At 62.7% G+C, this 24,622-nt stretch carries 22 protein-coding genes and 1 riboswitch; of the genes, 6 read left to right on the top strand and 16 right to left on the bottom strand.

Going from position 1 to position 24,622, the window contains the following annotated elements; all coding sequences use genetic code 11:
- Positions 1–142: 142 nt before the first annotated feature.
- The 6 genes from DL240_RS04005 to DL240_RS03980 all read right to left on the bottom strand — a co-directional run bounded on the left by DL240_RS04005 (position 143) and on the right by DL240_RS03980 (position 8,600).
- On the bottom strand, positions 143–595 hold the full coding sequence (locus DL240_RS04005; protein WP_111728554.1) for an ASCH domain-containing protein: 453 nt from the start codon (positions 593–595) through the stop codon (positions 143–145).
- Entirely contained in the window at positions 592–2,694 is a 2,103-nt protein-coding gene (locus tag DL240_RS04000; RefSeq protein ID WP_158542338.1) for a GNAT family N-acetyltransferase, read from the bottom strand. The genes DL240_RS04005 and DL240_RS04000 overlap by 4 nt, the downstream gene beginning before the upstream one ends.
- A gap of 115 nt (positions 2,695–2,809) precedes the next feature.
- On the bottom strand, positions 2,810–3,304 hold the full coding sequence (locus DL240_RS03995; protein WP_111728552.1) for a hypothetical protein: 495 nt from the start codon (positions 3,302–3,304) through the stop codon (positions 2,810–2,812).
- Positions 3,305–3,529: 225 nt separating this feature from the next.
- Positions 3,530–6,694 carry a DEAD/DEAH box helicase gene (locus DL240_RS03990; protein ID WP_111728551.1) on the bottom strand — a complete coding sequence of 1,055 codons (3,165 nt, stop codon included), beginning with the start codon at positions 6,692–6,694 and terminating at the stop codon, positions 3,530–3,532.
- Positions 6,695–6,796: 102 nt separating this feature from the next.
- Complete coding sequence (locus DL240_RS03985; protein ID WP_111728550.1) at positions 6,797–7,657, bottom strand: AraC family transcriptional regulator; 861 nt, start codon at positions 7,655–7,657, stop codon at positions 6,797–6,799.
- Between the two features lie 43 nt (positions 7,658–7,700).
- Positions 7,701–8,600, bottom strand: a complete 900-nt coding sequence (locus DL240_RS03980; RefSeq protein WP_158542337.1) for an NAD(P)/FAD-dependent oxidoreductase — start codon at positions 8,598–8,600, stop codon at positions 7,701–7,703.
- A gap of 794 nt (positions 8,601–9,394) precedes the next feature.
- Between DL240_RS03980 and DL240_RS03975 the strand changes: the two genes are divergently transcribed.
- Positions 9,395–10,204 carry a hypothetical protein gene (locus tag DL240_RS03975; protein ID WP_111728548.1) on the top strand — a complete coding sequence of 270 codons (810 nt, stop codon included), beginning with the start codon at positions 9,395–9,397 and terminating at the stop codon, positions 10,202–10,204.
- A 399-nt stretch (positions 10,205–10,603) separates the two neighbouring features.
- Complete coding sequence (locus DL240_RS03970) at positions 10,604–10,789, top strand: hypothetical protein (RefSeq protein WP_111728547.1); 186 nt, start codon at positions 10,604–10,606, stop codon at positions 10,787–10,789.
- A gap of 1 nt (position 10,790) precedes the next feature.
- Here DL240_RS03970 and DL240_RS03965 read toward each other — a convergent pair whose 3' ends face one another.
- On the bottom strand, positions 10,791–11,840 hold the full coding sequence (locus DL240_RS03965; RefSeq protein ID WP_158542336.1) for a Fic family protein: 1,050 nt from the start codon (positions 11,838–11,840) through the stop codon (positions 10,791–10,793).
- Between the two features lie 287 nt (positions 11,841–12,127).
- Between DL240_RS03965 and DL240_RS03960 the strand changes: the two genes are divergently transcribed.
- A complete protein-coding gene (locus tag DL240_RS03960) occupies positions 12,128–12,361 on the top strand; it encodes a hypothetical protein (protein WP_111728545.1) in 234 nt (77 codons plus the stop codon).
- 59 nt (positions 12,362–12,420) lie between these two features.
- Here the strand turns inward: DL240_RS03960 and DL240_RS03955 are convergent, their stop codons facing one another.
- A complete protein-coding gene (locus tag DL240_RS03955) occupies positions 12,421–13,371 on the bottom strand; it encodes a sigma-70 RNA polymerase sigma factor region 4 domain-containing protein (RefSeq protein ID WP_146618086.1) in 951 nt (316 codons plus the stop codon).
- A gap of 156 nt (positions 13,372–13,527) precedes the next feature.
- Positions 13,528–14,610 (bottom strand): tetratricopeptide repeat protein, encoded by a 1,083-nt coding sequence (locus DL240_RS03950; protein WP_111728543.1) that lies wholly within the window; start codon positions 14,608–14,610, stop codon positions 13,528–13,530.
- 301 nt (positions 14,611–14,911) lie between these two features.
- A riboswitch (cobalamin riboswitch) is annotated at positions 14,912–15,281 on the top strand.
- Positions 15,282–15,484: 203 nt separating this feature from the next.
- On the opposite strand from DL240_RS03950, the gene DL240_RS03945 reads away from it, so the two are divergent.
- Entirely contained in the window at positions 15,485–15,850 is a 366-nt protein-coding gene (locus DL240_RS03945) for an acyl-CoA thioesterase (RefSeq protein ID WP_430673501.1), read from the top strand.
- A 3-nt stretch (positions 15,851–15,853) separates the two neighbouring features.
- On the opposite strand, the gene DL240_RS03940 is transcribed toward DL240_RS03945, so the two are convergent.
- A complete protein-coding gene (locus DL240_RS03940; protein WP_146618085.1) occupies positions 15,854–16,057 on the bottom strand; it encodes a hypothetical protein in 204 nt (67 codons plus the stop codon).
- A gap of 85 nt (positions 16,058–16,142) precedes the next feature.
- On the opposite strand from DL240_RS03940, the gene DL240_RS03935 reads away from it, so the two are divergent.
- Complete coding sequence (locus DL240_RS03935) at positions 16,143–16,328, top strand: hypothetical protein (RefSeq protein WP_146618084.1); 186 nt, start codon at positions 16,143–16,145, stop codon at positions 16,326–16,328.
- Between the two features lie 32 nt (positions 16,329–16,360).
- Here the strand turns inward: DL240_RS03935 and DL240_RS03930 are convergent, their stop codons facing one another.
- The 5 genes from DL240_RS03930 to DL240_RS03910 all read right to left on the bottom strand — a co-directional run bounded on the left by DL240_RS03930 (position 16,361) and on the right by DL240_RS03910 (position 21,406).
- Positions 16,361–16,681: a DMT family transporter gene (locus DL240_RS03930; RefSeq protein ID WP_111728539.1), complete on the bottom strand. Its 321-nt coding sequence runs from the start codon at positions 16,679–16,681 to the stop codon at positions 16,361–16,363.
- 200 nt (positions 16,682–16,881) lie between these two features.
- Positions 16,882–17,862 carry a pirin family protein gene (locus DL240_RS20925; protein WP_111728727.1) on the bottom strand — a complete coding sequence of 327 codons (981 nt, stop codon included), beginning with the start codon at positions 17,860–17,862 and terminating at the stop codon, positions 16,882–16,884.
- A 722-nt stretch (positions 17,863–18,584) separates the two neighbouring features.
- Positions 18,585–19,073 carry a pentapeptide repeat-containing protein gene (locus DL240_RS03920; RefSeq protein WP_111728538.1) on the bottom strand — a complete coding sequence of 163 codons (489 nt, stop codon included), beginning with the start codon at positions 19,071–19,073 and terminating at the stop codon, positions 18,585–18,587.
- 164 nt (positions 19,074–19,237) lie between these two features.
- Entirely contained in the window at positions 19,238–20,494 is a 1,257-nt protein-coding gene (locus DL240_RS03915; protein WP_199589726.1) for an Nramp family divalent metal transporter, read from the bottom strand.
- A 129-nt stretch (positions 20,495–20,623) separates the two neighbouring features.
- Positions 20,624–21,406: a sulfite exporter TauE/SafE family protein gene (locus DL240_RS03910; protein WP_111728537.1), complete on the bottom strand. Its 783-nt coding sequence runs from the start codon at positions 21,404–21,406 to the stop codon at positions 20,624–20,626.
- Positions 21,407–21,702: 296 nt separating this feature from the next.
- On the opposite strand from DL240_RS03910, the gene DL240_RS03905 reads away from it, so the two are divergent.
- Positions 21,703–23,811: a M13 family metallopeptidase gene (locus DL240_RS03905; RefSeq protein WP_111728536.1), complete on the top strand. Its 2,109-nt coding sequence runs from the start codon at positions 21,703–21,705 to the stop codon at positions 23,809–23,811.
- 109 nt (positions 23,812–23,920) lie between these two features.
- Here DL240_RS03905 and DL240_RS03900 read toward each other — a convergent pair whose 3' ends face one another.
- Entirely contained in the window at positions 23,921–24,508 is a 588-nt protein-coding gene (locus tag DL240_RS03900) for a hypothetical protein (RefSeq protein ID WP_111728535.1), read from the bottom strand.
- Between the last annotated feature and the right edge of the window lie 114 nt (positions 24,509–24,622).

The raw sequence follows: 24,622 nt of genomic DNA, 5'->3' as shown, positions 1-24,622 counted from the left end.
GCTCTTGTTGCTCGTTGGATTATAAGTAGGTATTGGTATTGCTTAGGGATATAAATATGTTGTTATGGTTCAAAGGGGTATTTCGCTAGAACGATCTTGTTGTTGTGCTAGATGTAAATGTTTCGAAGTGTATTGTGTTGGGTTAATCTGGATCAATGGGAAGTGTTGAAAGAAGCTTCTTTCCTCCATCTTTAAATCGTTGAATGTAGCGAAACCCCTGGGGGGGATGGAACCCCGGGTAGAGTTGCCGAAGACTATTTAAGCTGGTGGTTTCTGTCGTATTTATTGGGAAAACTTTCTCGACAAGAATCGCCACACCTTTTTCCCTTCCCTGTAGATAAGTGCAGAACTCTTCATGAGATATTGATGATTGGGGTCCGACCGTCTGCCAAAGCAGATTGACCGATTGGGTGACAACGCTGTTAACGGTGAACCATCCGACAATCGCAGAAACTGGTGCGGTAGCATAAAGAAGGACGATCTCGTCTGGCTCCAGGCCAGGTAACACACGTCTGAGCTCGACCGTCTTATCGCCTTTCAATATCTTGTCTGCATAGAGTGGCTTTATTGAGAGTAAAATACCCGTTCTCTTCATTGTATCACCATTCCGCGACGATAAATCTTTAGAAAAGCGGACTCCGAAATATTGACCGGGCACTGTAAGGTGTGGGGCTTTCCTTTCGTTTGTAAGAGGATTGACTGGAAGTCATTCCATGGGACTGGCTGCTCAAACAGTTCGGTGAGAGTAAAGCGAAAAGCCGTGATTTTAGCTTGAGGGTCGCCGTTAGCTATGTTTTTCACATCTTCCCATGTATAAACGCCAAGGTGCTTAAACTTTTTATAAAGATCTGACGCAGAACCGCGCTTGATTTCGACAATTTGAGAGCAGGCTCGTATTGACTTTGTGTCAGGTTTTTTCGGATCTGAGGTGATGTACCATAAGATTCGAGAGGGGGCACTAAGAATCTGTGGATGCGCTGAGCGATAATAAACGTTTTCTCCATTTAACATCAGTTCTGGCTTTGCTCCAAATAAATCGCTCTCAGCAAGTTGTTTGTCAAAAAGCTGCATAGCCCACCAAGGCTTAATGGCAACTATATAGCTAGCGATCGACGAGTTGATGACCTTGGCGGGCCAAATCGCTTTCTCTAATTTGGCAGTCGCGTCTGGAGTTTTCGCGGTTAAAAGAGATTTTGCGTTAAAAGGAGGTGTATCGTGGTGTGCCTCGATTTTCCTTATCAATTCGTCAGGCGAATGAATTCCGTGAACTATAATCCGCTTCCAGCAGCTTTCGTGTCGGAAGAAATCGTAACGCAATAGGGCCTGTGTCAGTTCGGGATCAAGGTAGTCGTCGGTCACTGTGAGCACCGTTGCACCGTTTTCAACCGCGGTACGAGTTAAATGCCAAACAAGGTGAAATGCAAGAGTCGTTTTTAGACTCCCGCGACTAACTCGAAGAATTGGGACGTCCAGACGTGTGCCTGATATACATTCCGTCCACAAAGCGAGAGGGGTGGAGCGGTCAGTAACAATGTGTGCAGTATTTTTATCAGGGGAAAGTAAGACTTTATCGAGCTTTTGGCGAAAGTCTGAGCTTCGTTCTCCTTGGGTATAACTTAGGAAACGTTCTTGAGTTTCTTGAATGTTAGAAACATTCACTCTTCGTATTTTAGTCATAGTGCCAGCTAATCGTGCAGGGTGGTAATAGTGTCGGTGTTCGGCCTCATGGATGATCGTAACCAATTCCGCAGGAGTTAGGATGGCAAGACCAAACAACTTGTCGACTTTCTTTTGTTGTTTCAAAATTCCGGCATCATTGGTTACGAAATAGTCGGCATTTCCAGCCACACTATAAGCAATATGGTTAATGTCCGATTCGTCTCGCTTATTTATCTTGTTAGGGTAAAGTGAGCGAATCTTATGTTTGGCGGATTCAAACAGTGTTGCATCACCATTGCATTCGACAAAACGGCGAAGTGCTAGCTTGCGATTACGCTGAGTGCCAATATCGTTCTGACGCGAAATTTCGCGACGGATTTCAGGTGTGATATGAAGGGTGATTAATTCAGATAACCAATCTGCGTCAAGTGCGATAGCATCCATCATTTCGCGCGCGTCACAATCCGAAATTTGTTCCTTTGCAAGCGCAATAAAGATATTTGCATCGATTACCACCCGCTGTTTATCTCGTCCTGACATTTCATCTAGATAGTTCAATAGTGGAAGGCCTGCTAACTCTCGCTTCCATATTTGGAGAGTTTTACCCTCCGCCCGCGCAGGCTTTTCCCCTACTATCGTCAGGCCGAGCCGTCGCCAAAGGTTGTTTGCTGAATCAAAGTCTTTTCGACAAGTCAACCTCACCGACTCTAGATGCTCAACTCGTTGCTTCAACGCTTTAAATAAGATCTCTGGTATTCCTTGGCCACGATTATCAGGATGGACACACAAATGGGTGATCCTCGCATATTCCCGGCTCTTAGCATAAAGGAGATATCCAACGCACTTCTCTTTGAGTACTACTCCAAGGATTTGACCCCTCTTTGCATACTCGTTGAAAGCGCCGTCCGGAAAGAATCCGAGAGTTGCGCTGTTCATACGCCAAAGACGCTTGACTGCGGTTAAAGGTTGGCTGTTAGGCGGAATTTCAATCGTAGTCGGGTTTTCTGATGATAGTACGGTCGTGTTATCGGTCATTTGCATTCCTTGATTTTGTTGAGAATTAAGTGGTAATGCGGTTCTGTTTGGTGTGAGTGACTATTTTGAATGACGGAATGGTTTTGGTTCTCACCCTTTATGAAAACGTGCGGCTTTAGTTTTGTCCTTCGGAATCGTGAATTTTTTTGATTTCCATCTCAATTAAATCTGAAAGCGATTTGATTTCACGGGATGCTTCATCAGACAATTGCTTCCACCGCTCATTGTCGTTGCCGATAGTTGCATACCAAAGTTTTTGTAGTTTTATATAAGTTTGATTTGCGCATTCTTTGACCGTGTTGTCAAAACTAATTAGTTGAAAGACGCGTAAGTCTACAAAGAGTTCTAGCAGGCCTTTGTTGCTTTCTGCGCGGATCTTACGTCCATGCTCATCAATACTACTCATTGACTCCATTTGGATTTGGTTGAAAATTCTATGACATGATGAGCATAGGCTGATTAGCATTTTTACGCGATGTTCTGCGAGTACCGAGCGTTCCATGATGTCGGTTTGCTTCGTGGCCGCACTAGTACGTTGATAGCTCACGAATAATAGCGTAATGTTGATAAAGACAGTGGCAATGCTAATTGCAATGGTGAAGGCTTCCATTTGGTGTCTCCGTAGTTGTTGATAAGTGGGTGTTTGTGTTTTTTTTGTGTTAATGTTTTAACTGGGTTTAATTAATTTTCCGGCAAATTGCTTCTTTTGGAGAGGTGATTCTTTGGTTGGTTTTGTTTAGTGTTAAGGTGTGTATTGCGTTCAGTGTTGTTGTGGTTTGTGAGAGTCTTGAGGGAAAGCGGTCTTTAACTGGAAACTCTTTCTCTTGGTTAGACATTAGCCCGCCACCACCTTCGACCCCAAAAACCAATCACTCGGCATCGCCTCCTTCAACCGCCACTCCACAGCCATCGGCCGTTCACCCTCGTGGCTCTCGTACACCGCGGGCCCGAGGAACACGTAGGGCTGAGACTGCCCGCCCACTTTCTTCTTCTGCCGAACGAAGAGCAGCACGTTCGTTCCCATGCTCTCATGCTGGACGTAGCGCTGGCCGGTCGGGCTGGACTCCGAGGTGTTCCACTGGGACTCCCAGTGGAAGCGGGTCGGGGAGATGGCGTAGTCCTGGTACATCGTTTGTGGGGAGTAGTGGGCTTCGGTTTTGTCGAGGGTGACGAAGAAGAGGTCGGACTTGAATTCGTCGAGGTAGCGGACGCCTTCGCGGATGGGGTTGGAGTTTTCCGGGGTGAGAAGGCCGAAGGCGGTGCGGATTTCAGCGAGTGTATAACGGGCGTGAAGGGATAGGGGAACGGTGTGAAGCTCCGGGGTAACTTTAGCGCCGAGCTCCGCCAGGGGTTTGGTGACGTGGGTGGCGTGGTCGTCAAGGTAGGTGAGGAGCTCAAAGAGCTCACGCTTGATCGCGGGGTGGGCCCAGATGTGGTCGAGAATGTCTTGGGTTTGGGGCCAGCGGTCGCGGTATTTTTTGGAGCCGTGAGTGTCGCCCCACAAGGCGAAGTGAAGCATGTGCAGATAGTCGCGCTGCGTCTCGCTCAAGTCCTTCTCTTGGGGCGCGGCATCTTTTTGAAAAAGGCTCCGGTAGAAGGCCAGCCGGTCGGCGGCGTCAATGTGGAGGATGCGGTTCAAGCGACCACCAAATTCGTCTTCTTCGGGGCCCGGTTCGCGCGTGGGGAGGCCTGCTTCGCGGCGGAACTTGGTAAAATACCAATTCTTGGTCTGGTAGAGCTCTTCAATATCGAGGCCGGAGCGGTGGATGAACTCGGCCAGTCCGATGTCTTTGCCTTTTGCGGCACTTCGGAGCTCCCCGACCACCGAGCTCATGGTGGAGCCGACGGCCTCTTTGACGTTCTTAAGGACGATGTCCTTGGCGACAGCGTCGAGCTCGATGGAACAACCCGCGGGGAGGTAGGGGAAGCCATCGTTGAGCGCTTCCTCGAGTTCGCGTCGGGTGGTGCCGGTGAGCGCGCGATAGCGGTGGTCGAAGCGGAAGTTTTTGTTGGCGTTGCCAATAAAATCCATCACGGTCAGGCAGGATTTGTTGGGCGCGTGGCGCAGTCCGCGGCCGAGTTGCTGGAGGAAGACCGTGACCGACTCTGTGGGACGCAAAAAGAGTACGGTGTCCACCTCAGGGATATCGACGCCTTCATTAAAAAGGTCGACGGTGAAGATGCAGCAGAGGTCGCCAGTGATGAGCCGCTGTCGCGCGCTATCGCGCTCCTCTTTGGGAGACAGGCTGGTCAGCGCGATGGAGGGGATGCCCCTTTTGTTGAACTCCCGCGCCATGAACTCGGCGTGGTCGATGCCGACGCAAAAGCCCAAAGCCTTCATCTCGCCAACGCTGACGAGCTTGTCTTGGAGCTCTCGGAGCACCAGGTCGACCCGGGCGTGGTCGTTTGTGTAGAGGTTTTCGAGGGCGCCCTGGTTGTACTTTCCAAACGCGCCGCCGGCCCAAGCCACCTGACCGAGGTCGGTGTTGTCGTGCAATCCAAAATACTGAAAGGGGACGAGAAGCTGGCGGTCGAGGGCTTCCCAAAGGCGGATTTCGGCGGCCATGCGACCATCGAACCAGTGAAGGATGGACTGACCATCAGCGCGCTCCGGGGTCGCGGTGAGACCGACCAAAATCTTGGGTTCGACGTGCGCGAGAAGCTCGTCATACGTGCGGGCGGCGGCGTGGTGGAACTCGTCGACGATTACAAAGTCGAAGGCGTCGGGGTTCAGGCTCTCGAGTTGGTTGGAAAGGGTCTGAATCGACGCAAACACATGCTGAAAGCGCGTGGGCTTATACGCATCCACCCATAACTCGCCGAACGCCCCATCACGCAGAACGGTGCGGAAAGCGATTAGGCTCTGCTGAAGGATTTCTTTTCGGTGCGCCACAAAGAGCAGGGTAGCGTCGGGATTCTCGCGGCGATAACGCGCGAAGTCGAAAGCTGCGACCATCGTCTTACCGGTGCCCGTGGCGGCGACAACGAGGTTTCGAAAACGCTGGTGACGTTCGCGTTCCGTTTCGAGCTTTTCGAGGATTTCTGTCTGGTGCGGGTAAGGATTGAGGTCGACGTAGGCGATGCTAGAAGCGTCGGTACCCTTCGTAGCCGCCACGGCACGGTCCAATTTCTCGGAGTCGCGAGCCGGGTCATAGGGCTCAAAGAGCGGGTCCTCCCAGTAGTCCTCAAAGGTCGCGCGGAACTTTTCGAGAATCGCCGGCGTCTCGGCATGGGAGAGCCGTACGTTCCACTCCATGCCGTCCATCAGCGCGGAGTGCGAGAGGTTGGAGGAGCCCACGAACGCAGTTGAGAAGCCCGTATTGCGATGCAGAAGCCAGGCTTTGGCGTGCAGGCGAGTGGTTTTTTCCTCGTAGCAGACGCGAACCTCAACGTTTTCGGGGTGCATCTCATAAAGAGCGTCGAGGGCCCTTCGTTCGGTGGCGCCCATGTAGGTCGTGGTCAACACGCGGAGCTTCTTTCCCTGACGAACGTGGTCTTGGAGTTCATCGAAGAGCACGCGAAGCCCATGCCAGCGGATGAACGCGCAGAGCAGGTCGATGCGGTCGGCCGAGGGAATCTCTTGTTTGAGAACATGGCCCACCCGGGGCTCGTGACGGGCGTTGACAAGCAGGTCGCTCGCAGACAGCGGAATGCTTGGCCTCTGTGGCGTGACGGACCGGTCGGCGAATTGAGGGTGTGGCGTGCCGACGGCGTGCAGGGCTTCCGGGGGGCTTTTGACCGGGTCGTCCGCGGAGCCCGGCAGCGCGGCATCCAACGTTTCGAGGAGGCGGTTGATCAAGGCTGCCTGCTCGCTCGGTTTCCCGGCGAGACTCTTGAGCGCGCGGTGGAGTTCGCTGCCCAGATGGCGAGTCAGAAGAACGTGGGCGTCTTCTGTGAGGAGGCTGCGATCGACACGATGGTCGGGCTCGCTCTCGAGCGCTTGGTCGAGTCCAAGCGTGATGAGTGTTTCATAAAGACCGGGTACGACTTTCTTTGCCATAACTGCCTACTTCCCCCGAACGAGGTCGGTTGATTTGATGTTACCGAAGGTAACAAGGTCGGAGTAGGTAGGGCAACCGGTCAGATTGAGGAGGTCGCGGTGCTACCCATGCACCCGCCGCCACTCCCCCGGACTCATCTGATGCGCCTCCCTGAACACCCGGTGGAAGTACGACGCGCTCGCATACCCCACACGCTCCGCGATGATCTCCACATGCTCGTCGCTGTGGAGCAGGAGCTGGCGGGCGCGCGACAAACGCGCCCGGGTCAGCCACTCCATCACCGTCGCACCGGTGTGTTCCCGAACCAGCGTCGTTAAATACGCCGGCGATTTGCCCATCGCGCGGGCGACCTCTTTTAAGGAGATCGGCTCGCTGGCGAGGCGCTCAATGTAGGCCAGCGTTTCGGTGACGAGCGGTGGGGTGGTCAGTGTGCTCGTCAGGCCGGAGCGCGGGGCGGCGCGCTGGACCTCGGTCATGAGCAGCGCCACCAGGCCCAGGGTGGCGAGCTCGTGGTGGGGGGCCTGCTCGTCCAGCTCCGTGCTCAAGCGCGAAAAAAGCTCAATCACGCCCGGCAGGCGCTGCCGATCGACGCGGCGTACCGCACATGCCCCGGCGGCGACATCGTCAAAGGCGGCGGTGATCAGGCCCGGGCTGTGGGGGGCAAAGCAGAAGGGGCAGAACGCGAGCATCCAGGATTCGCCCACGCCCCGGTCGACCTCCGGCGCTCCGAGCGGCGCGTGGGGGGCGCCCTGGGGCACGAGGAAGAACTCACCTTCGCGCACCCGGTAGTTGGCGCCCTGCCAGACGCGCAGCTCTCCTTTCACCACCAGATTCAGGCTGGCGTGGTCATGCACGACCCTCGCCACGCCCGGAGCCCGCGAGCAGGGCCCGGTGCTGTGACGGACGACGAGCGTTTTATGCTCCTCCAGCGCGGAGTGCAGAAGGGGCTGAGCGGTGGGCATCGTCGGGTCTCGGGGCACGTCGGGGCTCGGGGGGCGGGGGGAATCAGTCGGTGGAGAAGGTCAGGGTCATGATGATCGAGGCCGCCGCCCGGGCGCCCTGGGCCGCCGCCTCGATCACCTGCTGGAAGCCCGTGGTGCAGTCGCCGGCGGCCCAGAGCAGGGGGAGCGCGGTGCGCTGCATCGCGTCGACCTCCACGAAGGCGCCCGTTAAGGGCAGGCCCAGCTCCCGGATAAGATCATGGGGGCGCTGTCCGGGTTTCATAAAAAGTGCGCGCCGCGCCACCCGGGTGCCGTCCTGCAGCACGATGGTGTGCAGCGCGCTGCCCGGGCCTTCCAGCGCGACGATGGGGCTGGTGTGGTGCGCGATGCCCCGGGCTTCGAGCACCTGACGGGTCTCCGCGTCCAGGGGCTCCCCGTGGGTGAGGAGCATCACGTCGTCGCTCCAGTTTTGCAGCATCGGGGCCATATGACGCGCAAACTCGCCATGGCCCACGGTGGCCACCGGCATATCGCGCACCTCCCAGCCGTGGCAAAAGGGGCAGTGGTGCACGCTCTTTGCCCAGCGCTCGGCGTAGCCCGGAATCTCGGGGGGGATCTCGACCGTGCCCATCGCCAGGAGCAGGGCGCGGGCGCGCAGCTCGTGGCCCTGCGCGGTGCGGGCCTGCCAGAGGTCGTTCTCAAACGCGAGTGCCGTCACCCGGGCCTCAACGCGCGAGAGCGTCGGGAACTCCTGAAGATCGGCCCAGGCCAGCTCCCGAAATCCCGCCGGGGTCACTCCCTCCCGCGTCAAAAAATTGTGCACCCCTGCTGAGGGCGCATGCCGTGGGCTACCGGCATCGACCACAAGCGCACGCCTGCGCGCGCGCCCCAGATAAAGCGCGGCGCTTAAACTCGCCGGCCCTCCGCCTACGATCAACACATCCAGCACTTCGGGTCCTTGCATCATGCCTCCTTCTGCTCGCCGGAGAGCCCGGCCGGGTAAGGGAAAAGAGCGACTTACCCCGCTTACGCTACGTGCTCCGGGAGGGGGGCTGTAGCCCGGATCTTTGGTTGGAGGTGCCCGATCTTTCGATCGCTGACATTTTTGGGATGGGGCCGGGGAGGGCGTCCGGAGGGCCGGGAGGGCCGGGAGGGCCGGGAGGGCGATTCGCCAGTCTTCATGCGCTTAAGCGACCTTAGTTTAAAATGAAATTTGGATCGCGAAGCGTGTAGCGCGGGGTGTGCAAAGTCCGTGGCGAGGTGCGAACCCTTCGCCGGCGCTACGCCGCCAGGGTGCCGGGCCGCGAAGGGTTAAGGGCGCCTTCTGACACCCCGACCGGGCTGGCGAAGGCTTACGTGACCTCTGCGCCGGTTGAACACGACGCCCCTAAGCCTTCGGAGCCTCGTGGTCGCCTGAAACTCCCTGCATATAGGCCTGGCTCGCGTCTTTTTAAGGGCGCAACGCGCTGGCGAAGGCTTTGTCGACCGATCTCGCGCGTTGGCCGTGGCGGCGAAGGCTTCGCAGGCGGCGGCGCGCGGGCGATAAGCGCGCCTGAGGCTCAGGTGAGCGAGGTTCAGGCGCGGGGGGGATCGGCGAAGGCTTCGCAGCTCGTCGGGGGCGCGGCCACCGGTGGGTTGCCGGGGAGGCCGGGCAGGGGCTAGAGTCGGGGCATTCACACAATCTGTCCTCGAAGTCGGGGGCCGGGCTCGACTGGCGAGCCGGCCTGTCCGGGGGGCCGTAAAACCGAGAGGTTTTGTATGGCGAAGCTTTCGAAGCAGACGGCGTACCGGTTGGCGATCAAAGAAAACGTGCGCTCGTCGGTGCGGAGCCATCGCGAGACGCTGGCGGCGGCCGTGGAGCGCAAGCTCTTTGGCAAGGAGGCGCCCGGGCCGCTGACGGTGGCGGAGTTGATCGACGCGTTGACCCGGAGTCTGGACGCGAAGTACGCGGCTTTTGTCGCGCTGGAGCAGGAGCTGGCGGTGGAGCGCAGTCAGGACGCGCGCGCCCGGGGAGGCCGCGATGAGGCCATGGAAGGGCTGCGTCAGGCCTTGATCCGGGTGCGGGGCGTGATCGAGGGGTTCTGGGGGGCCCCGGCCGTGGCTCACGCCGGGTTTATCGGCGTGACCCCGCAGGTGGTTCATGACCTGGTGATGTACGCCAAAAACGTCGACGCGCAGCTGGGCCAGGGGCTTGATGCTTTTGAGCCCCAGCTCCCGATGAGCCCGCCCGATGTGCAGGAGATGCGGGAGCTGATCCGCGGGCAGGTGGCGGCGCTGGAAGCCGCGCTGGCCACGATGGGGACCGAAGAGCGCGAAACTCAGGACCTGCAAAACCGCCGCGACCAGGCCGCCGAGGCCTGGGATAAGACCTACATTCCGGTGGCCAACATCGTGGAGCACCTTTTTCGCCTGGCCGACATGCCCGCCTGGGCCGACCAGGTGCGCCCCACCGCGCGCCGGCGCGCCGGGCTGGCCGAGGCGGCCGACCTCGAAGCGTTGGATGGCGAGGTGGAGATCGAGGGGGGCGACCCGGTGAGTGAGGAGGAGCCGGCCCCGCTCGCCGAGTGAGCGCGGCGCGTCGCGCGGGGGGATGGGTTAACGGTGCCCCGGGCGCGCGGTGATATGTCTGACGTGAGATGAACCAAAAACCCCGGGCCGCTTAAGCGGTCCGGGGTTTTTGGTGGGGGAGGGGGGCCACATCCTGGAACTCAACTTCAGCCGAGAGCGAACGATAAACAGGAGAATTGGCGCGACGGAGTACATTTTGCTTTCACTCCCCTTGTTTGGGATTTCAAACCAGCGCATGTTCGTTCGCCTGAGGGAGCTGAGACGGACATCCGGGTCTGTTGGCATCCTTACCCAACGCCCACTATGGTGGTCTTAGCGTTGAGCCTCGGTGCTTAGGTTTTGAGATGCACTGGCAGGAGAAAGGACCTTCGCAGGACGCCGACCTCATTGGGAGCCGTGATGACTGAGCAGAAGCAAACACAACGCGCAGACGCAAAAGGGCAAGCTCGATACAGCGATGAGCAGCTCCTTGATGCGAAGTGTCGTCAGGGCTCGGACCGTATTGAAGGCGCCGCTTTGCCGCTTTACGCGTACCTCTCGGATGACCCCGCCGACGATCCGCGCGGGCCGATTGAGCAGCGCTGATTCAAGGGCAGATGTCCTGACGTAAACCATCGGGACATGGGGGAAGTGAGGGTGAACGAGCGTGTTTCCCTTCGAGCGACGTTCGCCATGCTGTGAACAAAAGCGTGGCCAGAATGCGTCGATCGCCGCGGTCTTGTGCGGCACGAAACGCCCATCGGGTCTTCGCACCGGCGCGTGAGAGCGCGTTCCAATTCAACAGGGTGGGTTGCCCGAGAGTCTGAGAGAGCAGCGCTTCGATGGCCTGGCGAGAGATACGACCGTTGCCATCGCGAAAGGGATGAATCAGGCAAAGTCGGACATAGAAATCCGCCATTCGCAACCAGATTGGTGCCAGCTCAGGAGAGTTCGAGTCCCCATTAAGGTGGTGATGAAGGCCGTGGAGGAACGTGTCAAACGCATCGAGTTCTTCGTTCAACTTCTCAGGTGGAGTGGTGGCGTTTTCCTCGCGGCCGACGACGACGTGCTCCGTGCGCAGCTGGCCTCCCCAGTCGAACACTCGGCCAAACCATAACCGGTGCGCTTCTCGAATGTGCGCGAAGAGCAGCGGTGATTCTAAATTGTCGAGGTACGCACGAGCACTCGGCTGCGCGAGCAGCAATGCCTGATTGACCTCCGCCACGGAGTGAAGGTGAAGGCGATTCGTTGCGATCAGGTGCTTGTCTTCGGATGTCAACGCTTGCCGCTGAAGGTTGCTATCCAGCACGCGGAGTTGGGAGAGCGGAAACCATGCGGATCCTCCGCGGCGAAGCATGACGAGAGCCTGCGTTAAGCCAGACAATTCGCGTTCCTGCACCATCTCGCCAAAACGCCATTCGCCACAAAACACAATGTCGCCGACCTGGGCATAGCGCTCGACATCACCGTCTGCCTGAGGGTGATAATGCGTGATGTATTTCGGATTCTCCCTGTAACAAGGAAGCGACTGCACGACGTCCTGAGGAACCGTCGAAAGAGGTGCTACGCGGAGTTTGCGGGTATGGGCGTGCTGCTCGAAGACGCGAACCCGACCGTCGGGCAGAGCATGAAGTTTTATGGGGGTCCAGAAGGTCATCGTCGTCTCAGCTTGGGGGGGGCACTCCGGCCAAGCGTCGCTCGCCCCTACACACATCGCAAGCTGGTTTGGAGTTTGGCCAGGAGGCGCCGCAGACGCACGAGAAGCCCGCTGCGGTGCAAGAACAGCGCTCTGATGGCCGGGTGAGAGATGCGACCGATAAACATGCCCGGGGGGATTCGGTCGATGGCTACAACATGGACGCCGCCCGCTGAGGGTTTTAGGGGGGAATCGCCGGATCGAGGGTGAGACACCGATGTCGCTCAGACCCAAACGTGGAGGTCCCTGTGGTCTCAGATAAGAACGACTCAAAGACTGAAGAAGCACGCGCGTTGTCCACCTCTCCCGAGGAGCTGCGCGACCCGGTGACGGGCCTGGGGCCCGACGAGATCACGGAGGACGGGGTCGAGCGCACGCTTATCCGGTGGTTTTTGTCGTTGACGCCGGACGAGCGCTTGATGTGGGCGCAGGGGCATGCCCAGGCGGTGCTGAGAATGAGGGGTGGAAGGATTCTCCCCTGATTTTTTGGGGGAGATTGAGCCCGGGGGTTGTGCGTGTGACCCCTACAAAAAAATGCCCCTTAGAATGCGCCGTGGACTCGGGCCAGGCGGTGGGCTTCGTCTTCGAGGTTGAGGCGGCCTTGCTTGATCTGGCGGGCGGCCGCGGCAGGGGAGATGTGGAGGAGGGGGGCGATGGCGTCGGGATCGTGGCCTTCGGTGTGCAGGCGCAGGGCGCGGGCCTGATCAGCGGGGAGCTGGCAGAGGGCGGCCGCGCTCAGGCTCAGGGGGGAGGGGGCGCTCAGGGAGGCGCCCGGGGCGCAGGTGGCCTGCCGGCTTTGATTGCTTTTGAGGAGCTCCTCGGCCTGGTCGAGTTCGTGATCCAGGGCGGAGTGGAGGGCGTCGAGGTCGCCGGCGTCGAAGCGCTGACACACGTGGATCACGAGCACCTGGAGGGCGTCGCGGGCGGCGAAGTCGGGTGCGTGGCGCTCCAGGCGCGCGCGGGCCTGCTTGTGGAGGGATCCGTGGTGGGGGGTGGGGTGGTGGAGGGCGTCGACGCAGCGTGTGAAGCCGACGACAACCTGCGCGTCGTCGCCGGCCGCGCTGAAGACGATGTGGGAGTCGCCGGGGTCGGCGGCGCGCAGGCGTTTGAGTTTCTGCAGGGGCGCGCGCCAGGGCGCGGTGGGAGCGCCCGGGTCCTGTGGGGCGCCGGGGAGGGCGCCGGCCGGGACCAGGAGGGCCATGGCGAGCACGGGCATCGCCGCGCCCACCACCAGACCGATGCGAAAGGGCGTGGCGGTGAACCAGCGTTTGAAAAGGCGCGCGATAAAGAGGGCGACGCCGGCCAGGCCGAGCACCACAAAGGGGCTGATGGCGAGCTGCTCGATGGCCCAGAAGCCGAGGGCGAAGGTGAGGGTGGCAAAGACACCGTAGTAGGCCAGCCAGGCGAGCAGGCGCTGGGTGCGGGTGGGCTCGGCGGCCTGTCCGGCGCGCATCACGGCCTCAAAGCTGGTGCGGGTGGGGTCTGAGCTCATGGGCGGCAGGGGGTGGCGAGTGAGGGAACGCGTCGGGGCCGGCAGAATGTAGGCGTACACCTAACACGCGGCGCTGGCACCTCGCCAGAGGGTGGGGGAGGGGAGCGCGTGGCGTGTGGGGGGCGGTGTGGCCTCGGAAGAGGGGCGGGGCTCGGCTCAGCGCGAACAGATCTCGGTGCATGAGAGGTCGTGGCCGATGTTGCAGGCCGACTCCCAGGTGCGGGCGGCGGCAGCAGGCTGGCCGCGCTGGCAGAGCACCTCGCCGAGGGTGTGGATGATGTAGCCGTTTTCCGGGGAGAGCGCGACGGCCTGGCGAGCGATGCTCTCGGCGGTGGCGTCGCATTGGCCGGCGCCGTAGCAGCGCTCCCAGGCCAGGTTGTTGCAGGCGTTGGCGTCGTCGGCGTCGCAGGCGGTTTGCAGGTAGAGTTCGCGCTCCTCGGTGGTGTTCCAGTGGGCGTTGGCGAGCTCGCGGCAGGCGTGGGCGTCGCCTGCGCTCAGGCAGGGTTCTTCAAAAGAGTCTCGGTACATGGCCTGGCGCTCGTCATGCCAGCGCTTTTGGAGGCGGTTCTGGAGTTTCTGGTGGTGCTCCTTGAGGTGTTGGTCGAGGCCGACGCCGGTGCCATGGACCATGTACTGAACGCGGGTCTGGTCGCCGACGGTGTTGACCATGGGCTGTTGGCGGGCGTGGCCAAAGAGGGTGGAGATGGCCGGGCAGGCGGCTTTGTAGTCGAAACGCCAGGCCTCTTGCGGGTCGCCCTCATGGTCCAGAGGAAACTCCATCGCGCAGGGGTACTCGGCGCAGTTCACGGTGGTCTCCGGCGGAAAGATCTCGGGGCACTCGGCTTTGAGCTGGTCGACCATCTGCTCAAAGTGCTCGGGCCGAAAGGCCTCGTCGAGTTGGGTGGGAAAGGCCATGGGCAGCGCCGCGGAGGTGCGATCGATGAGCTCGGTGAGTTCCTGGTTTTGCGTGCGGGCGGCGTCGCGCTCCTGGATGGCGAGGGTGTGGGCCTGGCGAGTCTGCGCAAGCGCCGCTTCGCAGCTTGTGCCCGCGGGCCTGGCGAGCGACGTGGGATCGCTGTGGCCGTCGCCGGGGGCGGGCCGAGGGGGGGACTCGCTTGCCGGGTTGTAGGCGCGGAGCGCCGGGGGCGTCTCGGAGCGCGACGCCTGAAGGAGGAAGGGGAGGGCGCCGGAGGCCACGCCGACCACAAAGACGATAAAAAAGGAGAGGTAGGTTCGCATCGTGCTATCGCCGGCGTTGAATCGGAGCGTGGACGTGGAGAGTGCGCAGGGTAGCAGACCATTACGACCCGCGCCCAGCCTCGGTGGTACGCCGGTGGGATGAGAGGGCAGGATGGGGCCGGCGAGCGTGGCGTGAGAAAAGGGGGGCCGGGGAGAAGGTCAGAGGGGCAGAGAGGTGGTTGGGGAGGAAGAGGGGCTTTTCCTTGCGCGTTGAGGGCAGGGCGACCGATACTCCGGCCGCGCTGGTGTCCGGGCCTTTTTGCAAAGGTCGGGAGCGAGGTCTCCAGGCGCTCGGTGGTCGAGGGTTCGCCCCGGAGCGTGTGCAGGCCAAGAGGGAACCCGGTGAGATTCCGGGGCTGCCCCGCAGCGGTGAGTACGCCATGAGCTATCGTTGATGTCGCGTCCGCTACATCGAGAGCACTGCCAGGCTGCGTTGCAAAGCCTCGATGATGCTAAAGCATCGTCTGCGTTTTGCGCCTTGCTGGCCGCACTCTCGATCTCGCATCCAGCGACATCACCTTCTGCTCAGGGCGTTGACGAGAACGAAAGCCACACCAATGGCACTGCCCCCTGATAAAGGGCGTGGGAAGCCGTGGCCGGTAGGAGGTTGGTCCCGAGATGGGAGCGCCACGCTCGTAAGCCCGAAGACCTGCCAGCGCCGGGAGTCCCCGAGAAAAGGGAGCCCGAAATCGACCTTGAATCTCGCGGGAGATGGGCAGGTCGCCGTGCGCCGACATCCGTCGGTTGCTCTGGCTTGCTGTGCATCTTCGGCCCCCACACGCTTTTGAGAGGCAGATCCATGCACAGCTCCAACGACTCGACCATCCAGCAGACCCTCGCGCCCGGCCTTGTGACCGAGGTGCAGCTGATTGAGATGGTCTTTCCGCAGCAGACCAACCACTACGGCACGCTCTTCGGGGGGCAGGCCCTGGCCCTGATGGATAAGGCCGCGTTTATCGTGGCCTCGCGCTACACGCGGCGCACGGTGGTGACGGCGTGCAGCGAGCGGTGTGATTTTCATGTGCCGGTGCGCCAGGGGCAGCTCGTGGAGCTGACGGCCCGGGTGGTGGAGACGGGCCGGACCTCGGTGACGGTGGAGGTGACGCTGGTGGCCGAAGACCTCTTAAGCGGCGATCGGCAGCCGGGCACCCGGGGCAAGTTCGTGATGGTGGCGCTCGATGCGCACGGAAAGCCCACGCGGGTGCCGGAGCTGGAGAGCATGGCGAGTCAGGCGCCCTGAGGCTCAGTCGTCGCGCCGGATGGGGTCGTCCTCGGACATCGCCCGGGGGAGCGAGGCTTCGGCGCGACCAAAATAGCCCCCGGTGTCGCTGATGAGCTCTGAGGTGGCCATCTCTGTGAGGTCGGGAGGGGCTTTGAGGCTGAGGGGGTGGAGGTCGACCTCTATGGCGAAGGGCGCGCCCACCGAGTGCTGTAGGTCAATGGCCACGAAGACCAGGGCGTCGCCCTGCCAGCGCGGTGAGAGCGGCGGTGGTGGACCACTCGGTGGGGGGGCGGCGATCAGGTCGGGCCAGGTGTCTTGGGAATGGCTCTCGGCGCGGGTTTCCTCATCCCAGACGGCGACAAAGGGGGGCGTCGACGTCTCGGGGAAAGAGACGGTGTTCCGGCTGAACTACGGGCTGGAGTGGATGACCGACCTGGTGGGCAACTCGCCGGAGCGGGGCATGCTCGTGCAGCTGGGGCTGGCCACCTACTTTTGAGAGCCGGGGCCCGCACGCGGGCCCCGGGGCTTTCAGGTGGTGAGTTTGAGGCCGGCCAGGCCCAGCACGACCAGCACAATGCTGAGCCAGCGCAGGGGGGAGGTGCTGTCACCGTAGACCAGCATCCCGAGGATGGCCGTGCCCACCGCGCCGATGCCGACCCAGATGCCGTAGGCCGAGCTGGCCGGGAGCACCTTCATGGCCTGGGAGAGCAGATAGAAGCTCGCGCCCATGGCGATCACAGTGAGGATGGAGGGGATGGGGCGAGTGAAGCCGTTGCTTTCTTTGAGCCCTGTGGCCCAGCCTACTTCGAGGAGGCCGGCGACGATGAGGGCGATCCATGCCCTGGTCATACGCGCTCGTCTTGATTGGCGAGGGTCGTCCCTCAATCAAACGACAGGCGCTCAGGTCGTCCTGAGCGCCAGAGGGTGGCGAGGCGCCAGCCGGCTCGTCTCGTAGAAAAGATAAGCGCGCCCGGCGTACCCGGGGGGGATAGCCACCGGTGGCGAGAAAGTAAAGGCCCCTACAAGCGCGCGCGACGGGGGCTTCTTGTTCAGGTGGGTTCGTCGCGGGTGCCGTCGGCATAGCGGGCAAAGCGGCCCTGATCGCCGGGGTGGACCGGGCCGTTGTCGCTAAAGTTCCAGCCTCCGAAGCCGGTGCTCTGGTAGTCGAGGTAAGCCTGGCGGATCTCCTGCTGGGTGTTCATGACAAAGGGGCCGCGTTTGGCCACCGGTTCGCCGATGGGCGCGCCCTGCAGCAGGAGCACTTCGGCTTCGGCCGGGCCACCCTCCAGGACGATGGGGCCGGGGTGGTCGAACTCCACGCGCCGCTTATTGGCGATGGCGCGGGAGGCGACTTTGACGCCCTGGCCGGTGTGCACGTAGAGCGAGCGCAGGGTGCCGGGGCGGACCGGCGGCAGCTCAATGCGGGCGCCGGCCTCCAGGCGAATCGACCAGATGGCCACGTCGCTCTCTGCCCGGGAGGCCCAGGAGGCCGGGGGCGGTGCGGGGGGGCGCTGGCCCTGGTAGGCGCCGGCGGCCAGGGTCAGCTCCACGATGCGCCCGTGGGCGTCGGTCTCCACGACCCGGGGGATTGCTTCGTTCCAGAGCATGGTGAAGTGCGGGTCGACCATTTTGTCGGCGCGGGGCAGGTTCAGCCAGATCTGGAAGAGTTCCAGGGGGTTGGGGGCGTCGTCGCGCAGGAGCGGGAACATCTCGGAGTGCTGAATGCCGGCGCCGGCGGTGAGCCACTGCACGTCGCCCCCGCCGTAGCGGGCGGCGGCGCCCATGGAGTCGGTGTGATCGAGGTAGCCCGAACGCACCACGGTGACGGTTTCGAAGCCGCGGTGGGGATGGCGAGGAAAGCCCGGCACCCGGCGCCCGTGGTACATGCGCCAGGGCTGATGCTCGGCGAAGTCCCGGCCCAGGTGGCGTCCGGCCAGCGAGGCGTCGGGCGCCATGGTGCCATCGCTGGCGGGGTAGTCGTCGCGGTGATGGGCGCAGAAGAGAAAGGGGTCGGAGGTGGGCCAGTTCATGGTGGCGATCGGGGTCACCGCCTTGATCGGGGCGGCCGGCAGCGCCGCCGCGGCGGCTTCGGTGGGAGCCGGGGCGCTGGCCCGGGCCGGGGCCGGGCGGTTATCGCGCTCGATCTTCTGGCAGGCCGCCAGCGGGAAGAGGCTCCCGGCGGCCAGGAGCTTGAGCGCGGTGCGCCGGGCGACCACCGGGCTGCCCAGGGTACCGGGAGAGGGTTCGGTGAGGACCAGGCGGCCCTCGAGCCTTTCGTCGACGATCTGGAGGCGCTTACTGCCGTGGTTGTAAAGATCCCAGGCGTCGAAGAGCTGGCGAGCGACCGCGTCGCCCGGGGGCTGATCAGCGGGCGCGAGCGTCGCTCGCCAGGCTTCCAGCGCATCGACTACCCGGGCCTGGTCCGCGCTCAGGCGCAGGGAGCGGCGCAACGCGTGCAGCGAGCCCGGCACCGGGAGTTCGCCCTTTTCTCCGGTGCCGATGGCGTTCCGGGGCTCCGGAGCCAGGGCGTTGAGCAGCCAGCCTACCCCGTGCCAGAGCTCCTCAAAGGCCCAGTCAAAGGCCTCAAAGGTCAGGTTTTCGGTGGCTTCATCCAGGTAGTCTTTGGCGCGTTGCAGGGCGTCTTCAGGCGTCATGAGCGTTCTCTAAGGGGGTTATTCCACACACGTGGGGCGAAACCGGTGCGCGGCGAGATTCATTTCATAGATGTGGTTCATATGGATGATGCATGGTTTTAATAGGGGGAGTGGGCCTCTTCGAGGGAGTCGACCCCGCAGGCTTCAAAGGCCTCTTTGACCTCTTTGAGGCGGGTGCCCTCCAGGGCCAGGCCGAGGTGCCGGGTGAAGGTCAGCGAGACGCGGCTGAAGTCGGCCTGGCGCAGGTCGCAGTGAATCAGGCGCGCGCCGTCGAAGCACGCGTCGATGGCGATGACCTCCTGGAGGTCGGCCTCTTCGAAGTGTGCAAAGGAGCAGTTTGCGCCGCGCAGGTTGGCGCCCCGGAGTTGCGCGGCGCCAAAGCGGCAGTGGCTCAGGTCGGCGTCGACTAAAAGGGTGTGGGTGAGGTCGGCCCGGGAGAAGTCGACGCAGCTTAAGTCCAGGCGAGAGAGATCGACGCCGCTTAAGTCGACGCCGGCCAGGCGCAGGAGGCGGCGGCCGCCGTCAGGAAACTCCCCGGAGTGATCGCGGATAAGGAAGATGACGTCGCGGCGGCTTAAATCGGCCATGGGGACTCCCGGAAAGGATGAGAAAGGGGGGGCGTTGGGCCGGGCGATGATCCCGGGGGGCGCGCCGGGACGCAAGGCCGAGGTGCGGGCCCGGGAGAGGGGCGCGGCACAAAAAAAGCCCCGGCCGGGGGGGCGGGGCTTGCGGGACGAGCCTTGAGGGGAGGTTAGCCCATCATGTCGCCGAAGATCGCCCGGATCACGCCGCGGGCCGAACTCAGCGCCACGTAGGTGGCAAAGAGCACCAGCACCACGTTGATGGCGTTGAGCTTCCAGTCGTTGACCCGGTGGCCCATGGTCTTTTTGTCGTTGACCGCCCAGAACAAAAAGGCCGCGGTGATCGGCAAACCGAAGACGCCGTTGATGGCCGGGAAGAGGGTGACCATCTGCACGATGGTCAGGCCGGTGACGGCCGAGACCAGCGGGGAGCTCATGCCGATGAGGATGGCGCCGGCGTAGATGGCGCGAAAAGCCCGGGTGTCCTGCTCTTTTTGGGGGGCGTCGAGGGCTTCGAGGATCATGTAGGGGACGGTCCACATGATGGGGACGATGCTGTTAAACGCCGCACAGATCACGCCGATCAAAAAGACCACCATGGCCCACTCGCCGAGGACCTCGGCCAGGGCCTGGCCGGGCGTGATAAAGGAGGTGAGTTCGGTGTAGCCGGCCGGGCGCAGCACGGCGGCCGAGACCACGATGATGCACACGGTGATCAGCCCGCCGACGATGTAGCCAAAGGCCAGGTCGTGGCGCACCTCCGAGAGGTCTTCGTCGCGGGTCCAGCCCTTCTTTTTGACCAGGATCGATTCCAGAAAGAAGTTCGGCCACAGGGCGGTGGTACCCAGGATAGCCGCGCCCAGGAGCATGGCGCCGGAGTCGGGCAGCGTGGGGAGAAAGCCCGCGGCCATCTCGGCCGGGGCCGGGCCGCTGGCGCCGGCCACCACCACGTAGAGCACCAGGAGCACGAACATCATGGCGGTGACAAAGGTCTCGACCCGCTCGTACTTGAGCACTCCGGTGAGGATTGCCACCAGTCCGGTGACGACGGCTACCGGCTGCCAGGAGAGGGCCTGGCCGCTCAAAATCTCAAAGGACATGCCCACCGCCGCGGTCAGGGCCACGGTCCAGGCGATGCAGCCCAGCGACAAAAAGAGGGCCAGGAGCAGGGCCGGGCCTTTGCCGATTTTCTTGCGGATGAAGCCCATCAGGGTGTCGCCAAAGATGCCCAGGCGGGCGCTCATGTCCTGGGCCATAAAACCCAGGAGAACTGCGCCGACCACGGCCCAGATCAGGGCGTAGCCGTATTCTACACCGGCCTGGCTGGCGATGTAGATGGAGCCGCTACCGAAGTAGCTGGCGACCATCACAAAGCTCAGGCCGTATTTTTCGAAGAAGCGATGCCATAGGGACTGCTGTTCGGACATAGAACCTCAAGAGGCAAGGCAGGTGAGCCGGCCTTCAGCCGAGCTCCACGCGCGTGTCTGGGGGAGAAGTGCCGGGCGCGATAAGCGGCCGGCGCGATAAGGAAAAGGGACGCTGGCCAGGGCCAGGGCTCAGGCGCTGCCGGCGCCCGAGAGCATGTAGAGTCCGAGGCCCAGGAGCACGAAGGCCAGGCCGAGCTTGAGGCGTTCGGGCTGGATGCGCCGGGCGATGACCCAGCCGGCGGCCGTGCCGATCAGCAGGGGGACGCCCACCAAAAGGGCCAGGGAAAGGTCGATGGCGCCCTGGAGCGCGAAGCCCAGCGCGGCGAAGGCGGCGATGAAGATCGACTGGACCTGGGCCAGGGCCACCGCCAGGAGCATCGGCACCCCCAGGACCACCATCAGGGGGACGGCCAGCACCGGCCCGCCCACGCCGAGGAGGCCGCCGGGAAGCCCCACCGCCAGGCCGAGCCCGGCCATGGCCAGGCGGCCCGTTGGCGAGCCGAGCTCAAAGTCTGCCCCTGGCGCGGCGGCGTTGCCTCGTTCACGCCACAGGATCAGGACGCCGGTCAGCAGTACGAAGGCGCCGAGCAGGAGGCCGAAGAGGTCGGCGTCGAGCACGGTGTTGAGCCGGGCGCCGGCAAACGCGCCCAGCACGCTGGTCAGGCTCAGGATCAGCGCGCTGGTGCGGGCGGTGGGGGGCGCGAGCTGGCCGGAGCGCAGGTAGGCGTAGCTGCCCAGGAGGCCGGTGCCGACAAAGGTCAGGCTGGCGGTGCCGGCCACGGTGGCCGGGTCGAGGTTAAGGAGCAGAAAGAGCGCGATCGTTACAAAGATCCCGCCCGGTCCGATGGTGGTGATGCACACCCCGCCGATGAGGGCGATGAACACAAGAAGGATGCCTAGCCCGACAGACATAGAGGCCCAGGGTTGGAAGACGAGTCAGAGGTTGTCGCGGGGGGACAACACGAGCGAAGGGCGCCGCGGCTTCCCGTGAAAACGAGGGCGGGGCGTGCGAGAAAAGGGCGGTGAGTATACATAATTCAGGTGTCGCTGTGCAGGGGGGATCTCAGGTGGTGGGTTCCGGCCGATTGCCGGCAGGGGCCCCGGGGGGTTAAGCAGGTGGGGAGTTTGCAAAGGGGGTGCGCCGGCGGTCGGGCCGGGCGCTCCGCGGATGAGATGCGCCAGCGGGCGCGAGACTTTGGAGACAGGGAATGCGATTGAGCAGGAAACTATGTGTGGCGGGCGCGGGGCTCTCATTGCTGGCGGCCTGTGCGTCGCCGAAGGGGAGCGCGAGTGACGAAGCGCCCGAACTCGGGGTGGAGGTCGTCTCGGAGGCCGGGGCCGAGGTCACTGGCAAGCCGCGTTTTGGGAGCTTTGGCTTCGATGCCGAGGGGATGGGCGCCGGGGTGGCGCCGGGCGATGACTTTTACGCGTACGCCAGCGGCGCCTGGCAAGAGAGCACCGAGATTCCGGCGGACCGCTCCCGCTACGGCGTCTTCGACATGCTCAGCCTGGAGGCCGAAGAAAAGGTCAACCAGATCATTGTCGCCGCGGCCCGCGCCGGCGGCGAGCCGGGGAGCAACACCCGGCTGATCGGTGAGCTCTACGCCAGCTGGATGGACGCCGAGAGCATCGAGGCGCGGGGGCTTAAGCCGCTTGCCCCTTACCTCTCGCGCATTCAGGCGCTGGGCTCGCATGCCGAGGTTGCCTCGTTGATGGCCGAGCTGCCCTATCAGCACCTGGTCCGCATGCGCATCATGCCCGACCCGGCCAACCCGAGCGTGTACGCGGTGAGCGTGGGGCAGAGCGGGCTGGGGCTGCCCAACCGCGACTATTATCTGGACACCTCGGAGCGCTTCGAGCAGTACCGCCAGGCCTACGTGGCGTACATTGCCACGGTCTTTGAGCTGGCGGGCTTCGACGATGGCGAGTCGCGGGCCCAGGCGATCCTGGAGCTGGAGACGGCGATCGCCCGAGCCCACTGGACCCGGGAGCGCTCGCGCCAGGTTGAGGAGACCTACAACGTGCTCACGCTGGAGGCGTTCAACGCGCTGGCGCCGCAGCTTTTGCTGGCCCGGGGCCTGGAGATCCGGGGCCTGGGTGGGGTTGATAAGGTCATCGTCTCGCAGCCCAGCGCGCTGGAGGGCATCGGCCAGGCCTTTGAGGGGGCGTCGCTCGATCGCCTCAAAGATTACCTGATCTTTCACTTCATCTCGGATCGGGCGTCGTGGCTGCCGCAGGCCTTTGATCAGGCCAGCTTTGAGTTCTACTCCCAGACGCTGCGGGGCACCCAGGAGCAGCGCCCCCGGGATCGCCGGGGCACCGAGCTGGTGGGCTGGGCCCTGGGCCACGCCGTCGGTCAGGAGTACGTCGCGCAGCACTTCTCGCCAGCGTCCAAGGCGCAGATGGACGCGCTGGTGGCCCACCTGATCGAAGGGTTTAGGGGGCGGCTACAGACCCTGGAGTGGATGGATGATGCCACCCGGGCTCAGGCGCTGGAGAAGCTCTCGAGCTTTGAGCCGCGCATCGGCTACCCCGAGAAGTGGGATAGCTACGAGGGGCTCCAGCTGCAGGCTGACGATTACTTTGGCAACCGCATGCGCCTCAGCGAGCATCGCTGGGCCCGGGAGCTGGAGCGCTTTGAAGAAGGGGTGGACCGGGAGCGCTGGAGCTGGCCGCCGCAGATCGTCAACGCGAGCTACAACCCGCTGATGAACCAGATCACCTTCCCGGCCGGGATTCTGCAGGCGCCATTCTTTGACCCGCACGCCGACCCGGCCATGAACTACGGGGCAATCGGGGCGGTGATCGGCCACGAGATCGGCCACGGCTTTGATGATCAGGGCCGGCGCTTTGATGCGCAGGGCCACATCCGCGACTGGTGGACCCCCCAGACCAACGCCGCGTTTGAAGAAGCCTCCGGCCGGCTGGCCGAGCAGTACTCGAGCTTCTGCCCGATCGATGACCTCTGCGTGAACGGGCGCCTCTCCATGGGCGAAAACATCGGTGACCTGGGGGGGATGCAGATGGCCTATGCCGCCTGGCGCACCTTTGTAAAAGAGACCTACCCGGAGGGAGAGGCCCCGGTGATTGACGGATTCACCGGCGATCAGCGCTTCTTCTTGGCCTGGGCTCAGGTCTGGCGCTCGCTCTACCGCGACGACGCGCTGCGCGCCCAGCTGGTCAACGGTCCGCATTCGCCGGGGATGTACCGCGTCAATGGCGTGGTCCGTAACCTGGACGCCTGGTACGAGGCCTTTGATGTGACCGAGGACCACGCGCTCTACCTGCCGCCGGAGGAGCGCGTGCGCATCTGGTAAAGGTCGGCCGCTCTCCCGGCCCCCCCGGGACGGCGAAGGCCTCCACAAAAAAAACCGGCGCTCGCCAGTGGCGAGCGCCGGTTTTTTTGTGCGTGGCGAGGGAGGCGGCTCAGCCCCCCAGACAGGTCTGGGAGGAGAGGGCGTCACAGAGGTTGGAGGAGCACTCGCTATTTTGTGAGCAGGGCTCGCCATGGGCGCGTTTGCACAGGCCGGCATCGCAGCTGCGGACAATCCCGTCGGCGTTGGAGCACTCGGCGCTGCTCTGGCAGGAGACGCCGTCCAGCGCGCCCGGGGGGATGGTGCAGGTGGACTCCTCGTCGCCACTGCCACTGCACACGGCCTGCGGATCGGCGCATTGAGAGGCGTCGTCGCAGGGCTGGCCGACGGCCAATTTGGGCCGACAGCTCCCCTCGGTGCGGCAGCCCCCTTCGGTGGAGACGTTGCAGGGCTCCTCAAAGGCGCAGTAGAGCCCCTCGCAGCACTCCAGGGAGTCGTCTGGTGAGCAGGTCCGGCCCCGCTCAAAGCAGGCCAGTGCCGTACAGCTTCCGCCCAGGCAGGATTCACCGGAGAAGCAATCGCTATCGCTGGCGCAGGAGCTGACCCCGTCGCCGGAGCAGCCGGCGAAAAGCAGCCCCATCAGCATGGCGAGTACCGTGATGAGGAGATGGCGAGCGGGGGCCTGGCGAGCGGTGACCATCGGGAAGCTCCGGGGGATGGAGGGGGAGACGCTCGCCAAGGTTACGTGAAGGGGGCGGGGGGCTCAAGATTCTGGCGGGTGGGTATGCGGGGGGAGGAAACCCGGCTATCCCGT

The organism is Lujinxingia litoralis, assembly GCF_003260125.1.
GTDB classification, from domain to species: Bacteria; Myxococcota_A; Bradymonadia; order Bradymonadales; family Bradymonadaceae; genus Lujinxingia; species Lujinxingia litoralis.
Note: the sequence above shows the minus strand (reverse complement) of the source record. Positions and strands in the feature narration are given on the sequence as shown.

Excerpts from the sequence above, each read along its gene's own strand:
- DL240_RS04005 (WP_111728554.1), bottom strand. The coding sequence starts at position 595 with ATGAAGAGAACGGGTATTTTACTCTCAATAAAGCCACTCTATGCAGAC.
- DL240_RS04000 (WP_158542338.1), bottom strand. The coding sequence starts at position 2,694 with ATGACCGATAACACGACCGTACTATCATCAGAAAACCCGACTACGATT.
- DL240_RS03995 (WP_111728552.1), bottom strand. The coding sequence starts at position 3,304 with ATGGAAGCCTTCACCATTGCAATTAGCATTGCCACTGTCTTTATCAAC.
- DL240_RS03990 (WP_111728551.1), bottom strand. The coding sequence starts at position 6,694 with ATGGCAAAGAAAGTCGTACCCGGTCTTTATGAAACACTCATCACGCTT.
- DL240_RS03985 (WP_111728550.1), bottom strand. The coding sequence starts at position 7,657 with ATGCCCACCGCTCAGCCCCTTCTGCACTCCGCGCTGGAGGAGCATAAA.
- DL240_RS03980 (WP_158542337.1), bottom strand. The coding sequence starts at position 8,600 with ATGCAAGGACCCGAAGTGCTGGATGTGTTGATCGTAGGCGGAGGGCCG.
- DL240_RS03975 (WP_111728548.1), top strand. The coding sequence starts at position 9,395 with ATGGCGAAGCTTTCGAAGCAGACGGCGTACCGGTTGGCGATCAAAGAA.
- DL240_RS03970 (WP_111728547.1), top strand. The coding sequence starts at position 10,604 with ATGACTGAGCAGAAGCAAACACAACGCGCAGACGCAAAAGGGCAAGCT.
- DL240_RS03965 (WP_158542336.1), bottom strand. The coding sequence starts at position 11,840 with ATGACCTTCTGGACCCCCATAAAACTTCATGCTCTGCCCGACGGTCGG.
- DL240_RS03955 (WP_146618086.1), bottom strand. The coding sequence starts at position 13,371 with ATGAGCTCAGACCCCACCCGCACCAGCTTTGAGGCCGTGATGCGCGCC.
- DL240_RS03950 (WP_111728543.1), bottom strand. The coding sequence starts at position 14,610 with ATGCGAACCTACCTCTCCTTTTTTATCGTCTTTGTGGTCGGCGTGGCC.
- DL240_RS03945 (WP_430673501.1), top strand. The coding sequence starts at position 15,485 with ATGGTCTTTCCGCAGCAGACCAACCACTACGGCACGCTCTTCGGGGGG.
- DL240_RS03930 (WP_111728539.1), bottom strand. The coding sequence starts at position 16,681 with ATGACCAGGGCATGGATCGCCCTCATCGTCGCCGGCCTCCTCGAAGTA.
- DL240_RS20925 (WP_111728727.1), bottom strand. The coding sequence starts at position 17,862 with ATGAACTGGCCCACCTCCGACCCCTTTCTCTTCTGCGCCCATCACCGC.
- DL240_RS03920 (WP_111728538.1), bottom strand. The coding sequence starts at position 19,073 with ATGGCCGATTTAAGCCGCCGCGACGTCATCTTCCTTATCCGCGATCAC.
- DL240_RS03915 (WP_199589726.1), bottom strand. The coding sequence starts at position 20,494 with ATGTCCGAACAGCAGTCCCTATGGCATCGCTTCTTCGAAAAATACGGC.
- DL240_RS03910 (WP_111728537.1), bottom strand. The coding sequence starts at position 21,406 with ATGTCTGTCGGGCTAGGCATCCTTCTTGTGTTCATCGCCCTCATCGGC.
- DL240_RS03905 (WP_111728536.1), top strand. The coding sequence starts at position 21,703 with ATGCGATTGAGCAGGAAACTATGTGTGGCGGGCGCGGGGCTCTCATTG.
- DL240_RS03900 (WP_111728535.1), bottom strand. The coding sequence starts at position 24,508 with ATGGTCACCGCTCGCCAGGCCCCCGCTCGCCATCTCCTCATCACGGTA.